The following is a 13,797-nucleotide window of genomic DNA, read 5'->3' on the forward strand; positions in this document are numbered from 1 at the left end:
CCCGCGAAGGAACAATGCAGAGGCGGGCGGCTTCGTTCACGCCCCGGAAGAAATCTTCCGGACCCCGGCGCCGCGGCCCATTCGATAATGGCCCGCATGACCCGCGTCGCCGTGATCGAGGACGACCAGCCCACCAGCAACCAGCTCGCGGGCTGGATCCGCGCGGCCCGCCCCGGCATCACCATCGACCAGTGGTTCGACCGGGACAGCGCCGAGGCGGCGCTGGAGCGCGAGAGCTACGACGTGGTGCTGCTGGACATCGAGCTGGGGCGCGAGCGCCATGCGGGCGTGGCGCTGATCAACGCGATCAACAAGCGGCGCTCGGGCGTGCCGGTGCTGGTGGTGTCCGCCATGCCGGCGGCGATCTACCGCAGCATCATGAAGGCGCTGGACGCCTGGGACTACCTGCAGAAGACGACCTTCGAGGAGGCCGACTTCATCGAGACCTTCCTGGAAATCCTGCGCGTGGCCCGCGAGCGCCGGGCGCAGCAGGACGCCGCACCCGCCGCCGCCAGCGAACTCGCGCTCGACCCGCTGTGGCAGCGCACGCCCACCTGGCGGGGCGAGCGCATCAACCTGCCGCTCACGGCGCAGCGCATCCTGGCCACGCTGTACCAGCGCAGCGGCGACGTGGTCTCCTACGAGGAGCTGTTCGACGTGGTCAAGAGCGGGCGCAACCGCGACAACGTGCGCAAGCACGTGGCCACGATCCGGGAGGCCTTCCGCGAGGTCGACCCCGACTTCGAGGCGATCGAGAACGTCCCCATGCGCGGCTTCCGCTGGACCGACCCGGCGGCGCGCAAGCGCGCATGAAGCTGCCCGACCTCGCCCTGCGCGAGCTGGCGCTGGAGGTGCCGCGCCTGGGGCTCGCGTCCTTCCGCCGCCGCATCCTGATCCGCGCGGTGTTCCTGCTGCTGGCGCTCGCGACGCTGGCGCTCGCCGTGGTGCTGCTGCAGGACGAGAAGGAACGCAGCCTGCGCAACTACCAGCAGAACTTCCGCAAGACCCAGGCCGACGTCCTCGCGCGCCTGCGGCAGCCGGCCGGCCAGCTGGCCTTGCTCAATCCCTACCCGCCGGCCGAGGCCGTCCCGCTGCACCCGCTGGTGCTGCCCTATGCCTCGCTGGACTTCGACGACCCGGGCAAGGCGCTGCAGGCGGTGGACCTGGCCGGCTGCTCGGTGATCTACCCCGACGACAGCGCGCTGTGCGCCGGCGTCGGCAGCAACGCCTATGCGGGCGGCTTCCTCTACCTGGTGGGCAGCTTCACCGGCGGCGAGCTGGTGGGCCGCGACCCGGGCGAGGCGGTGTTCGGCGACGTGCACATGGCGCGCATCCGCCTGGAGATGCGCGGCGAGGTGCGCAGCTGGATCGCGCCCTTCGAGCGCCAGTCGATGCGCGGCGAGCCGCTGGTGCGCGGCCGCCTGGTCGCCTACGCCGCGCCGGCGGAAGCGGGGCTGCCCTCGGACGCGGCGCCGCTGCGCGACTTCCGCGGCTGGGTGTGGCAAAGCGCCTCCTGCTCCTCGGGCGGCGAGCCGCCGGACTGCCCCCGCCGCGTCTCCTATGCGATCCGCCTGCCGGTCGAGGGCTTCCGCGCGGGCCTGGGCACCAGCCGTCCCGGGTGGCCGCCGGCGGACCTGGACCGCATCCGCGTGCACCTGCAGATGTTCGCGCCGGGCGGCGCGCCGGTGTTCGACAGCAACGCGCCGGGCGCGGTGCCGCCGGCGTCGCTCAACGACCTGGGGCGGCTGCTGCAGCCCGGCGAGGAACTCACGGTGCGCCGCGCCGGCAACCCGCAGCCGCTCACGGTGCTGAAGTCGCCCACGGACGGCGCCGGGCGCACCTCGCCGCTGATCCTGCGCCTAATCGACCGCCTGCCGGTCACGTCGCGGCCGGCTCCGATCGCCATGCAGGAGACGGTGAGCACGCCGCTGGCCAACTACGAGGTGCGGCTCACCGGCGAAGCGCAGGGCGTCGCGCGCAGCCTGGGCGTGGTCGCCACGCGCATGTCCTGGTATGTGGGCGCGATGCTGGCCGCGATCGCGCTGGCGTGGATCGTGATCGAGGTGGGGCTGATCCGGCGCATCGCGGTGCTGACGCGGCGCGCGGCCGCGGTCTCGCACAGCGTGCAGATGGAGGCCGCGGCCGACGGGCGCATCGCGCAGCTGGACGTCTCCGACCTGCGCGGCAAGGATGAACTGGGCATCCTCGCCGGCGGCCTCTCGGACCTGCTGCAGCGCGTCAAGGGCGACGTGCAGCGCGAGCAGGTGCGTGCCCAGCGCGAGCGCGACGTGCTGCAGGCGGTCGGCCACGAGATCCTGTCGCCGCTGCAGTCCCTCATGGTGCTGCACCCGGATCCGGGCGATCCGGCCCACCGCTACGTGCAGCGCATGCAGCAGGCCGTGCGCGTGCTGTACGGCCAGGCGTCGCCGAGCGAGGCGCTGGCCGCGGCGCAGCTGGAGCTGTCGCCGCTGGACCTGGAGGCTTTCGTGCGCGAGGTGGCCGCCAACGCGGGCTACGCCGGCATCGACGACGTGCGCTACGAAGGCCCGGGCGCGGCGCTGGCCGTGCGCGCCGACCCGTTCTCGCTGGAGGACGCGGTCACGCACATCCTGCGCAACGCGCAGCGGCACCGCACGCCCGGCACGGCGATCACGCTGTCGCTGGCCGCGCGCGGCCGCGAGGCCGTGGTGGCCGTCCACAACGTCGGCGAGGCGATCCCGCAGGCGCTGCTCGGGCGCATCTTCGACTACGGCGTCAGCGAAGGCGCGGCGGACGAGGCGAGCGGCCGCCGCGGCCAGGGCCTGTTCGTGGCGCGGACCTACATGGCCAAGATGGGCGGCACCGTGCGCTGCCACAACGTGCCCGGCGGCGTGGTGTTCGAACTGGTGCTGCCGCTGGAAGGCTGAGCCTTCCCCCCGGCCCCGGCCCGCGCGGGCTGCGCTAGGCTCGCGGCATGGGAACGACCTTGCGCCGGCTGGCAACGCTGTGGCCGCTCGTGGCCGTGCTGGCCGCCTGCGGTCCGCCTGCACGCGCGCCCTCCACGGCGCCGGCGCCCGCACCGGTGCCGTCCGAGCCCGGCCCGTATCCGTCCACGGCGCCGCCGCCGCCCCCCCCGGCGCCGGCGCCCGCTCCGGCCGCGCCGCTGTCGGATCCCGAACGCGATGCCTTGCTGTTTTCGAGCTGGCGCGCCACGCACCCCGAGGTGGAAGCCTTCGAGGAATTCCTGGTCCACGAGAAGGTGGCCGCCGTGGTGCCCACCTACCAGCTGCTGCGCAGCGCCTCGATGTGGAAGGAGTGCCATGCGCAACCCTTCGAAGTTCCGCCGGCCGCGGAATGGACCAAGGTGCGCGATCTGCTGGTGCTGCTGCGCGAGCTGCGGCAGCGCGGCGTGCTCGCGGACTTCGAGGTGGTCTCGGCGTATCGCGACCCGAAGCTGAACCGCTGCGCGGGCGGCGCGCCGGGCAGCTCGCACCAGCGCTTCGCCGTGGACATCGCGCCGCTGCCCGTCGCCGAGGGCGAGCGCCTGTGCCGCTTCTGGCGCGACGAGGGCCGCGCCTGGGACATGGGCGTCAGCCGCTACCCCACCGGCCGCGTCCACATCGACCGCACCGGCTACCGCACCTGGGGCGCCAGCCACAAGCGCGCGAGCAGCTACTGCCTGGAGTGAGTGGCGCGGGGATCCCGGCCGACGCCGGGACCACATCCCTCACCTTCAGTTGAAGTGCAGTTCCTGGTGCTCGCCCATGCCCTTCGGGCGGGTGCCGGTCGCGGCCGCCTTGCCCATCTTGAGCAGCTGCAGCAGCTTGTTCTCCTTCACGTTCCAGTACTCCGCCTCGTCGATGCGCACTTCGACCAGCTCCATGTCGGGGTCCTCGGCGCCACCGGGGAACCAGGCCTTGGCGATGGCGTTGAACAGCTCCTTCTTCTTCGCCAGGTCGTCTAGCACGCGCGCCGTGCCGGTCACCGAAACCCAGGTGTCCTTGCCCGGATTGGCGTAAGCCAGGTTGACGTTGCCGTCCTGCTGCAGGCGCTGGCCGACCTCCGTCGAGCGGGAGACGAAGAAGTAGAGGCAGGCGTCCTGCTCCAGCGACTTGTTCTGCGTGGTGAGCGGGTGGGAATGCAGGCTGCCGTCGGCGTGGCGGTGCGACAGCATGCAAAAGCGCGTTTCCTTGATGAGGTCCCACAGGACCTCGTGCTGCTTGTCGGTTTCGTTCATGAGGGACTCCGTGTCTGTGTCGCTCCATGGTGGGCGAACGCGGCAGTCCGTGGGCGCAGCGGCGACAGCATTTCCCTGTGGGCCCAGGTCGACTGGGCTTTGTCCTAGGACACGATGGCTCAGCACCGACGCCGTGGCTGGGTCAGCTTCTTGCTGACCCGACATAGGACGGCTCCTATGCAGCCTCGGCGCTGGCGTGCCCCCGGACCCGATGAACCCCTGCGGTCGATTCAGCGCGGTCCGATCGCGGGAAACCTGGGCGTCGACCATCATGAAGGCACAGGAAGGGGCAACGTGCCCCCACCAGGAGATGCGAAATGAACCAGTCCAGTGCCAACAACCACCAGCTGTGCTTCCGCTCCCTGTTCCACAGTGGCCGCGGCTACGCTTTCCCGTGTGACCAGCAAGGGCAGGTCGACCTCGACCAGATGAGCGAACGCGCCCGCAACAACTACTTCTACGCCCGCGCCATGGTCGGCCGCGAGCTGTCGCCTCCCGCGGTCGAGTCCGCCGTCCTGATGCATTGAGGTAGGCTGGGGCACGAAGCCCCGCGACCTCGACGTGCAGACCCTTCCCCTCACGCTTTCCTCGTCCCCGGGCGGCAGTGTTGCCGCCCTTCTCGATTCCCCTCCCCAGCCGTTCGCCTGCTACGTCCTCGCCCACGGCGCCGGGGCGGGCATGCACCATGAATTCCTCGCCGCGCTGGCTCAGCGTTTGTGTGCCGAGGGCGCTGCGGTGCTGCGCTACCAGTTTCCCTTCATGGAGCAGGGCAGCCGCCGGCCGGACCCGCCGGCCGTGGCGCAGGCCACGGTGCGCGCGGCGGTCGACGAAGCCCGGCGGCGTTTCCCGGAACTGCCGCTCTTTGCCGGCGGCAAGTCCTTCGGCGCCCGCATGAGTTCGCAGGCGCAGGCGGCCGCTGCCATGCCGGGCGTGCGCGGGCTGGTGTTCGTGGGCTTCCCCTTGCACCCGGCGGGCAAGCCGGGCACGGCGCGCGCGACGCACCTCGCCGAGGTCCAGGTGCCCATGTTGTTCCTGCAAGGCACGCGCGACGCGCTCGCCGAGCTGGCGCTGGTGCGCGAGGTGCTCCAGCCGCTGCAAGCACGCGCGACGCTGCACGTCGTCGAGGGCGCCGACCACGCCTTCCACGTGCTGGTGCGCTCGGGCCGCAACGACGCGCAGGTGCTGGACGAACTGGCGCACACCGCGGCGCAGTGGATGCGCACGCGCTGACGATGGCTGGCGCGGCATCGCGCTGCAAGCTTTCGTATGCGTGGCGGGTAAGCCCGTAGCGGCCGGCTCGCCGCGCCCGCACATACTCGCGCCCATGACCGAGGCCACGACCGCGAGCTACCGCTCGCCCACCGAACGCGTGCAGGTTTGGACCGAAGGGTCCGCGCTGCACATCCGATTCAACAACCCCGCCAAGCACAACGCGCTGTCCGTGGACATGTGGCAGGCGGTGCCGCCGCTGCTGGCGCAGGCCGAGCAGGACGATGCGATCCGCTGCGTCGTGTTCTCGGGCGCGGGCGAGAAAGCCTTCGTCTCCGGCGCCGACATCTCCCAGTTCGAGGACATGCGGGCCGCGCGCGAAGCGGTCAAGCAGTACGAGGCGATGGCCGAAGAAGCGCTGATGGCCATCTACCGCTGCAAGCGGCCCACGATCGCGCTCATCCGGGGGTACTGCATCGGCGGCGGGGTCAACGTGGCGATCAGCTGCGACATCCGCCTGTCCGCCGACGACGCGCTGTTCGCGATCCCCGCGGCGCGCCTGGGCCTGGGCTACCGGCTGTCCGCCTTGAAGAACCTGGTGAACCTGGTGGGCGTCGGCGTCGCCAAGGACCTGTTCTTCACCGCGCGCCGCATCGACGCAAGCGAAGCCAAGGCAGTGGGCCTGGTCACGCGCATCGCACCGGCCGCCGGGCTGGCCGCCCTCCTGGCCGAATACACGGAAGCCTTTGCCGTCAACGCGCCGCTGACCATCCATGCCGGCAAGCAGATCATGGAGGAGATGCTCAAGGACGATGCGGACCTGGACCGCGACCTGTGCAAGCGCCTGATCCTCGACTGCTTCGAGAGCGAGGACTACGCCGAGGGCCGCCGGGCCTTCATGGAAAAGCGCAAGCCCGCGTTCCGGGGGAAGTGACATGCGCGCGTGGTGGATGAACGTCGGGGACACGGACGCCCGGCTCGAGTTGCGCGACACGCCGGTGCCCCAGCCGGGGCCCACGCAGATGCTGGTGCGCGTGCGTGCGGCCGGCCTCAACCGCGGCGAGTTCATCGTCGGCGGCCTGGCCAAGGCGGGCAGCAGCAAGGCGATGGGCATCGAAGGCGCCGGCGAGGTGCTGCAGGTGGGCGCGCAAGTCACGCGCTTTCGCACCGGCGACCGCGTCATGGGCCGCTTTCCCGGCGCGCTCGCCGAACAGGTGCTGGCCGACGAGGCGCAGGCCATGCCCGTGCCCGCCAACCTCTCGTGGGAAGAAGCGGGCAGCCTGCCCACCACCTACATGGTCGCCCACGACATGCTCGTGCTGCAAGGCGGCCTCAAGGCCGGCGGCTGGCTGCTGGTCACCGGCGTGAGCGCCGGCGTCGGCGTCGCCGCGCTGCAGATCGCCAAGGCGCTCGGCGCCAAGGTCATCGGCACCTCGGGCTCGCAGCAGAAACTGGACAAGCTGCGCGCCCTGGGCCTCGACGTGGCGATCTGCACGCGCCAAGGCGATTTCCACGCGCGGGTGATGGACGCCACCGGCGGCGCCGGCGTCGACCTGGTGGTGAACAACGTCGGCGGCACCGTCTTCGCCGAATGCGTGCGCTGCCTCGCCTTCGAGGGGCGCCTGGCCACCGTCGGCTACGTCGACCAGACGCTGAAAGCGGAGATCGACCTCCAGGCCCTGCACGCCAAGCGGCTGGTGCTGTTCGGCGTGTCGCAGAAGATGACCAGCCCCGCGCAGAAGGCGGAAGGCACGCGCCGCTTTGCCCAGGACATGCTGCCGCTGGTGGCCGCCGGCCAGCTGCGGCCGCTGGTCGACCGGGTGTTCGGCTTCGCCGACGTGCCCGCCGCGCGCGCGCACATGGAGGCCAACGCCCACGTCGGCAAGATCGTGATCGCCCCGTAGTCCACGAACAAAAGGAGACACCCCATGCTCACGAAAGCAGTCGCCGGATTGGCGCTGGCCCTTGGCCTGTGCGGCAGCGCCGCGGCGCAGAACTGGCCGGACCGGCCGATCAAGCTGGTCGTGGGCTTCACCCCCGGCGGCGCGGCGGATTACGTGGGCCGCAGCGTCGGCGATGCGCTCAGCCGCGCGCTGGGGCAACCGGTGGTGATCGACAACAAGCCCGGCGCCGGCTCCAGCCTCGCGGCCGACTTCGTGGCCAAGGCGCCGCCCGACGGCTACACGGTGCTGATCGCCAGCCCCAGCGCGATCTCGGTGAACCCGGCGATCGACCCGAAGCGCGCCCCCACGGTGCAAAGCCTGGTGCCGGTGGGCAAGCTGACCGCCTCGCCGCTGGTGGTCGCGGCGAACCCGCAACTGGGCATCAAGAGCATCCCGGAGCTGGTCGAGTACGCGAAGAAGAACCCGGGCAAGGTGAACTTCGCGCATGCCGGCATGGGCTCGGCACCGCACCTGGGCGGCGTGCTGTTCAACCAGCTCGCCGGCGTGGACCTGGTGGGCATCCCGTTCAAGGGCGGCGCGCCCTCGGTGCAGTCGGTCATCGCCGGCGACACGCAGGTCACCTTCGCCACGCCGCCCTCGGTGCTGCCGCAGATCAAGGCCGGCCGTCTCGTGGGCCTGGGCGTGACGACCACCGACCGCTTCCCGCTCGTGCCCGAGCTTCCCGGGATGAAAGAGGCCGGACTGCCGGCCTACAAGATGGACTTCTGGTACGGCTTCTTCGTGCCGCAGGGCACGCCGCCCGAGATCGTGAAGAAGCTGTTCGACGCGACCGCCGTCGCCCTGCAGAAGCCCGAGGTCAAGGCGGCGCTCGCACGCGAAGGCACGGACGTCTCGGCCTCCGCCTCGCCCGCGGACTTCGCCGAGTTCATCAAGGCGGAGAACCGCTTCTGGGCGAAGCTGGCCAAGGACTCGGGGGCGAAGGCGGACTAAGGCCGCAGATCGAGGGCGGGGCGCACCGTGTCGAACGGGATCTGCGCCTTGCGGTTGAGCGCCTCGACGTTCTCGCAGGTGCCGCTTTCGAACAGGCACATGCAGCGGCCGTCTTCCGGCACGAAGGTGGAGCGCAGGTACTTGATGGGCGTGCCGGCCGCGGTCATCTCCGCGGCGGTGCGGATGGCGCGCTGCTGCGCGGCCGCGAGCTGGTCCATGGGAATGCCCTTGAGCGAACGCTCGACCATGAAGACTTCCATGACGCGACTCCTGCTGGATGGGATGGGAGCGCCAGTGTGGCCGCCGTGCCGCCGCGAACGCAAGCCCCGCACGCTGCGGGGGAGAATGCGCGCATGCACGAGAGCCCCCCGCCCGTGCGCGCCGTCCTGTTCGACCTGGGCGGCGTGCTGCTGGACATCGACTTCGACCGCGCGCTGGCCGCGTGGAGCCCCTACTCCCGCCTGCCGCCCGAGGCGGTGCGCGCGCGCTTTGCCTTCGACGAGCCCTTCCGCCACCACGAAACCGGGCGGCTGGACGACGCCGGCTTCTTCGCCCACCTGCGCCACGCGCTGGAACTGGAGTGCGATCTCGCGCAGGTGGAGGCCGGCTTCAACGCCATCCTGATCGGCGAGATCGCGGAGACGGTGGCGCTGCTGGAAGCGCTGCGCGGCCGCGTGCCCCGCTACGCCATCAGCAACACCAACCCGGCCCATGTCCTGCACATGCGACGGGCCTTCCCCGGCTTCCTGGACCGCTTCGACCACGTCTTCACCTCGCACGAGATCGGCCATCGCAAGCCGCAGCCGGAAAGCTTCGCGCACGTGCTGCAGGCGATCGGCGTGCCCGCGGCGCAGGTGCTGCTGTTCGACGATCTCGCGCCGAACGTGGAAGCCGCCCGTGCGCTCGGCCTGCAGGCGGTCCTTGTCGGAAAGCCGGCGGACGTGCGCTCCGCGCTCGTGGCGCGCCGACTGCTCGACGCGTAAGCGCGCCGGGAAAAAAGAAGGCCGCGGCACGCTTGCGGGCGCCGCGGCCTGAATGGCAACCGCGAGGACCAGGAGTCTCTCGCCGGTACTGTGATTCTATACAGTCTTTTGCCCGATTGCTACCGCTGTCGTCGTGGGCGTTCCTTGCGCGGCGGCGATGCCGACGCGTAGCATGCAGACCATGTCTGCAGACTCCCGCAGCGAGCGCGCGCGGTTGTTGATGGACGAGTTCAAGGCGGCCCTCGCCGCCGAGAAAAGCGCCCGTGAAGCCGTGCACCGGACTCCCGGCAACACCGAATTGCTGCGGGAGTGGCTCACCGCCATGGACGCCACCAACGAGGCGTCCATGAAGCTGCGGCAGGGAACCGAGGAGTAGCTTCGCGCGGGCCGCGCGGTTGCACCCGCAAACAGCCACGTGCCGCTTGCATGACACAGTGGGCGCATGGAAGAGAACCTCCTTTACATCATCCTGGGCGCCCTCGCCGCCGTGCTGGCGACGCTCACGCTCCTGTTCCTCGCGGACTTCTGGGTCCGGATCGCCCTGCCCCTGTGGCGCCGCTGGCGGTATCGAGGGGTAAACATTGCCGGCGGCTGGAAAGGTTTGGGCACGGGTCATCTGCCCGTTCCGGGCGAATGGACCGAAGTCGGCGTGGTGATCGAACAGCAACTGCGTGAGGTGCGCGGGCTGCTGGCGATCCGGCACTGCCGCGCCGGGGGGTGCTCGGAACTGCGCGTGCCGGTGGCCGGGACGATCCGCGGCGGCTACCTCCACCTCGGCCCTGCGCCCGAAGGCGAAGGCGACGCCGCGCTGGCCACCGCGCTGCTGAAGATCGAGGGCCGCGGCGCTTCGCTCAACGGGCAGCTCCTGTACCGCGAAGCCGCCGAAGACACGATCTCCGGCATCCAGATGTCGGTGCACCGCGCCGAGTCGATGGCCTTGCCCCGCCTGCGCCCGATCGGCGCGCCCACGACCGGGCTGCCGGCTGCGGCCGCGAGCCGCTGAACGCGAAGGGCAGACGATGGCACCCAGGCGCGCGTGGGCCGTCCCCGTCGAAGGTGCGATGGCGCTGTGCCTGTTCACTGCCTGCGGCGGTGACGGCGGCACGGGGGATGCGCCACTGCCCGCGCCTTGCGGCAGCGGCGCCTGCGTGAGCACCGTCGCCGGCTCGGGCGCGTTCGGCACGGCCGATGGCAGCGCCGCGGCCGCCGAGTTCTTCATGCCGCATGCACTGGCGCTCGACGCGGACGCCCGGTTGCACGTCGCCGACTTCGGCAGCAGCAACGGCACGCGGCTGGTCGCCGACGGCCAGGTGTCCAGCATCGGGAACGACACGATCGATTTCCCGCACCCGGCGGACCGCGCCACCGATGCGGCCGGCAACACCTACGTGGCCGATCCCTACGGCAACCGCATCCTCAGGATCACGCCCGCCGGCGTGAGCTCGGTGCTCGCCGGCACGGGACGCCCCGGCGACGCCGACGGCGACGCCGCTGCCGCGACCTTCAGCATGCCTTCGGGGCTGGTGCTGGACGCGAGCGGCGCGCTGCTGGTGGCCGACATGGGCAACCGCAAGATCCGCAGGATCACGCTCCCGCGCGGCTGAGGCCACCGCGGGCGGCGCCGTCCTGCAGCTCCGCCCAGGACCGCAGTTCTCCCGCCAGTGCGCTGGCCATCACCGTGGCCGGGCTCGCCAGCCACACCTGGCCGGGTCCGGAGCGGCCGGGGAAATTGCGGTTGATCGCGCTCACCGTGACCTGCGACGCGTCCGTCGACGAACCCGGGCCGCAGTTGGCGCAGGCGCCGCACGAGGGCTGCAGGATGCGCGCGCCGGCCGCCGCGAAGGTGCGGTCGTAGCCGCGCGCGACGCAGTAGTCCCGCACCGCGGTGGTGCCGTACTGCAGGTACAGCTGCACGTGCTCCGGCACGCGCAGGCCGTGGTCGAGGCCCCAGGCGAGGACGGCGTGGTACTGGTCGAAGTCCTCGCGCTTGCCGGCCGTGCAGGAGCCGCCGTAGGCGATGTCGACGCGGACACGCTCGCCCAGTTGCGCGAGCGGCACGCCGTTGCCCGGATCGCCGGGACGCGCCACCATGGGTGACAAGGCCGTGCAGTCCACGCGGAGCACGTCCGCGTACGCCGCGCCCGGGTCGCTGCGCATCCAGTCCTCGACGCGAAAGGCGACACCGCGGCGCTCCTGCAGGAAGCGCACCGTCTCTTCGTCCGGCGCCACGATCCCGGTCAGCCCACCGAGCTCCGCCGTCATGTTGGTCAGCGTCGCGCGCTCGTCGATCGAGAGCGCGCGGATCACGGGCCCGGCGAACTCGAACACCTTGCCGACGCCGCCGCCGGCGCGGATCGCCGGCAGCTGCAGCAGGTGCAGCGCGATGTCCTTGGCGGCGACGCCGGCGGGCAGCGCGCCTTCGAGTTCCACCCGCAGTACCTGCGGCATGGTCAGGCGCACCGCGCCGGTGACGAAGGCATTGGCCATGTCGGAGGTGCCGACGCCGAAGGCGACGCAGCCCAGCGCGCCGCTGTGCGGCGTATGCGAATCGGTGCCGGCCACCAGCTGCCCGGGCAGCGCGTAGTGCTCCGCCATCATCGCGTGCGAGATGCCCGCGGCATTGCCGCCCGCGTCGCTGCGCGCTTCGGCTTCCGTCAGCGTGCGGTGCTGGCGCAGGCCGTAGTCGCGGGCGAAGCTGCGCTGCGCCTCGCACATGGCGTGCACGTTGGGCAGCAGCGGCGAGCCGGCGTGCGCCGGGCTCTCGTCGACATAGGAGGTGTGGTCCTCGAACACCACGATGGACGCCGGATCGCGCAGCGCGAGCGGCCGCCCCAGGGACTCGTGCAGCATGTGCGCCGCCATGCCGGTGTAGTACTCGTGGATGAAGCGCCAGTCGGCGCGCACGAAGCAGCCTTCGCCGGGTTGCGGCAGCTGCGGCGTCACCGGCGTGCGCAGCAGGTGGCGCTGCACCATCTTCGCGAACAGCGTCTGCGGCGCGCCGGTGGGCGCAGCCGGCGCGGGACCGGCGCTGCGCAGGTGCGCCTGGCCGAAGCGCAGCAGGCCGCCGCTGCGCAGGATGGCGGCGGCCAGAGCATCGCGCCCGGCCACCAGCTCCTCGATGGTGATCGCTTCCCCGCGCTGCAGCCGCTGCACCAGGGCGAAATCGGTGGAGGTGAACAGGCCGATGTTGTCGGCATTCTGGCGATAGATGCGCTCGAAGCTCTCCGCGATCACCAGCCGGATGCCGGCGTACTTCTCCGCCGCCGGGCTGTGCTCGCGCGAGGAGCCCTTGCCGTAGCGGCGGCCCGCCACCGTCACCTGGAAGCCGCCGGCCTGCAGCGCGCCGGCGGCGATGGGGCGCGTGCCGTCGTCCGTGGTGAAGCCGGTGTACGGGAAGCGCGCGAGGCTCGCGTCGTAGTGGGACATGATGCGCACCGGCGTGATCTCGTCGGTCGAGACGTCGTCGCGCAAGCTGCCCGCGTCTGCGCGGCGCAGCGCACGGCCGGCGAGCTGCGCGTGCAGCACGGCGGCATCGCGCGAGAGGAACAGGAGCCGCGGTTGCGGGCCGAGGGCCAGGACTTCGTTCATGGATGGGAGAGGGCGGCGAGATGGTCGACGAGGAGCTGCGCGGCGGGGCTCAGCGCCTCCGCCTGACGGTAGCAGACGATGAAGCGCCGCTCGGCCCAGGGCTCGGCCAGCGGCAGCAGGCGCAGCCCCATGGCGGCGGCCTGGGCTTGCGCCACTTCGCGCGGCACCAGGCTGATGGCCAGCCCCGCGTGCACCACGCGCAGCGCCGCTTCGAAATTCGTGACCACCACGCGGTGGTTCACGGTGCGTCCGAGCTGCGCGGCGGAACGCTGCAGCATCAGCTGCACGGCGCTGTTCACGGGCAGGCTGACGTGCTCGTAGTCCAGCGTATCGGCAAAGCGCAGCCGGCGGCGCGCGGCGAGCGGATGGCCCGCCGGCACGACGACGCACAGCGTGTCGCGCCGGTACGGCCGCGCCTGCAGCCCGGCGTGGTCGGTCGCGTCCCAGCACACGCCGAGCGAAGCCAGGCCTTCGCGCACGCCGCGCACGATCTCCGGGCTGACGCGCTCCTCCAGGTCCACGCGGATCGTGCGGTGGGCCGGCCGGCGCAGGAAGGAGGCCACGTCGTCGGCCAGGGATTCGGTCATCGCGGAGACCGACGCGAAGATGCGCACCTGCCCGCGGCCGCCGGCGACGTAGCTCTGCATGTCGCGTTCGATCCGGGCGGCGCCGTCGAGCATGCCGCGCGCGTGTTCCAGCAGGGTCTGCCCTGCGGGGGTCGGCAACACGCCATGCCGCTTGCGCACGAGCAAGGGCGTGCCCACCTGGTGCTCCAGCTGGGCCAGGCGCTTGCTGATGGCCGACCCGACGATGTTCGCCTTCTCGCCGGCGCGCGCGATGTTGCCCGCCTCGCAGACGGAGACGAACAGGCGCAGGGTGGTGAGGTCGAGGTCGCGCAAGGTATTCC

The 13,797-nt window shown here is 71.6% G+C and carries 16 protein-coding genes; 12 read left to right on the forward strand and 4 right to left on the reverse strand.

Translation table 11 applies throughout. From position 1 onward, the window contains the following. Positions 1-96: 96 nt before the first annotated feature. From AC3EGR_RS11795 to AC3EGR_RS11805, 3 genes are read left to right on the forward strand one after another with little or no spacing between them, the layout of a single operon-like run. A complete protein-coding gene (locus tag AC3EGR_RS11795) occupies positions 97-813 on the forward strand; it encodes a response regulator transcription factor (RefSeq protein ID WP_488546664.1) in 717 nt (238 codons plus the stop codon). Next, positions 810-2,906 (forward strand): sensor histidine kinase, encoded by a 2,097-nt coding sequence (locus tag AC3EGR_RS11800; RefSeq protein ID WP_488546665.1) that lies wholly within the window; start codon positions 810-812, stop codon positions 2,904-2,906. Before AC3EGR_RS11795 ends, AC3EGR_RS11800 begins: the two co-directional genes overlap by 4 nt. Before the next feature lie 47 nt (positions 2,907-2,953). Continuing rightward, positions 2,954-3,667, forward strand: a complete 714-nt coding sequence (locus AC3EGR_RS11805) for a D-Ala-D-Ala carboxypeptidase family metallohydrolase (RefSeq protein ID WP_488546666.1) — start codon at positions 2,954-2,956, stop codon at positions 3,665-3,667. 45 nt (positions 3,668-3,712) lie between these two features. Here AC3EGR_RS11805 and AC3EGR_RS11810 read toward each other — a convergent pair whose 3' ends face one another. Next, positions 3,713-4,216, reverse strand: a complete 504-nt coding sequence (locus AC3EGR_RS11810; RefSeq protein ID WP_488546667.1) for a pyridoxamine 5'-phosphate oxidase family protein — start codon at positions 4,214-4,216, stop codon at positions 3,713-3,715. A 317-nt stretch (positions 4,217-4,533) separates the two neighbouring features. On the opposite strand from AC3EGR_RS11810, the gene AC3EGR_RS11815 reads away from it, so the two are divergent. The 5 genes from AC3EGR_RS11815 (at position 4,534) to AC3EGR_RS11835 (ending at position 8,319) form a co-directional block, all read left to right on the forward strand. Beyond that, positions 4,534-4,743 carry a hypothetical protein gene (locus AC3EGR_RS11815; protein ID WP_488546668.1) on the forward strand — a complete coding sequence of 70 codons (210 nt, stop codon included), beginning with the start codon at positions 4,534-4,536 and terminating at the stop codon, positions 4,741-4,743. Between the two features lie 34 nt (positions 4,744-4,777). Then, positions 4,778-5,446 (forward strand): alpha/beta hydrolase family protein, encoded by a 669-nt coding sequence (locus AC3EGR_RS11820; protein ID WP_488546669.1) that lies wholly within the window; start codon positions 4,778-4,780, stop codon positions 5,444-5,446. Between the two features lie 94 nt (positions 5,447-5,540). Beyond that, on the forward strand, positions 5,541-6,359 hold the full coding sequence (locus AC3EGR_RS11825; RefSeq protein ID WP_488546670.1) for an enoyl-CoA hydratase: 819 nt from the start codon (positions 5,541-5,543) through the stop codon (positions 6,357-6,359). Between the two features lies 1 nt (position 6,360). Then, positions 6,361-7,329 carry a zinc-binding dehydrogenase gene (locus AC3EGR_RS11830; protein ID WP_488546671.1) on the forward strand — a complete coding sequence of 323 codons (969 nt, stop codon included), beginning with the start codon at positions 6,361-6,363 and terminating at the stop codon, positions 7,327-7,329. A gap of 24 nt (positions 7,330-7,353) precedes the next feature. Beyond that, a complete protein-coding gene (locus tag AC3EGR_RS11835; RefSeq protein WP_488546672.1) occupies positions 7,354-8,319 on the forward strand; it encodes a Bug family tripartite tricarboxylate transporter substrate binding protein in 966 nt (321 codons plus the stop codon). On the opposite strand, the gene AC3EGR_RS11840 is transcribed toward AC3EGR_RS11835, so the two are convergent. Next, positions 8,316-8,579, reverse strand: a complete 264-nt coding sequence (locus AC3EGR_RS11840; RefSeq protein ID WP_488546673.1) for a DUF4242 domain-containing protein — start codon at positions 8,577-8,579, stop codon at positions 8,316-8,318. The two genes, AC3EGR_RS11835 and AC3EGR_RS11840, sit on opposite strands and share 4 nt — an antisense overlap. Positions 8,580-8,672: 93 nt before the next feature. On the opposite strand from AC3EGR_RS11840, the gene AC3EGR_RS11845 reads away from it, so the two are divergent. The 4 genes from AC3EGR_RS11845 (at position 8,673) to AC3EGR_RS11860 (ending at position 10,906) form a co-directional block, all read left to right on the forward strand. Beyond that, positions 8,673-9,302 (forward strand): HAD family hydrolase, encoded by a 630-nt coding sequence (locus AC3EGR_RS11845; protein ID WP_488546674.1) that lies wholly within the window; start codon positions 8,673-8,675, stop codon positions 9,300-9,302. 181 nt (positions 9,303-9,483) lie between these two features. Further along, positions 9,484-9,678, forward strand: coding sequence for a hypothetical protein (locus tag AC3EGR_RS11850; protein WP_488546675.1), 195 nt, complete (start codon positions 9,484-9,486; stop codon positions 9,676-9,678). 66 nt (positions 9,679-9,744) lie between these two features. Further along, positions 9,745-10,305 carry a hypothetical protein gene (locus AC3EGR_RS11855; RefSeq protein WP_488546676.1) on the forward strand — a complete coding sequence of 187 codons (561 nt, stop codon included), beginning with the start codon at positions 9,745-9,747 and terminating at the stop codon, positions 10,303-10,305. Positions 10,306-10,321: 16 nt separating this feature from the next. Further along, a complete protein-coding gene (locus tag AC3EGR_RS11860; RefSeq protein ID WP_488546677.1) occupies positions 10,322-10,906 on the forward strand; it encodes an NHL repeat-containing protein in 585 nt (194 codons plus the stop codon). On the opposite strand, the gene AC3EGR_RS11865 is transcribed toward AC3EGR_RS11860, so the two are convergent. Then, the gene (locus AC3EGR_RS11865) at positions 10,887-12,890 is read right to left on the reverse strand and encodes an aconitase family protein (RefSeq protein WP_488546678.1); all 2,004 of its coding nucleotides are present in this window, start codon (positions 12,888-12,890) and stop codon (positions 10,887-10,889) included. The genes AC3EGR_RS11860 and AC3EGR_RS11865 overlap by 20 nt on opposite strands. Beyond that, complete coding sequence (locus AC3EGR_RS11870) at positions 12,887-13,789, reverse strand: LysR family transcriptional regulator (RefSeq protein ID WP_488546679.1); 903 nt, start codon at positions 13,787-13,789, stop codon at positions 12,887-12,889. The genes AC3EGR_RS11865 and AC3EGR_RS11870 overlap by 4 nt, the downstream gene beginning before the upstream one ends. Positions 13,790-13,797: the final 8 nt, after the last annotated feature.

The organism is Ramlibacter sp. G4-7 (assembly GCF_057784995.1).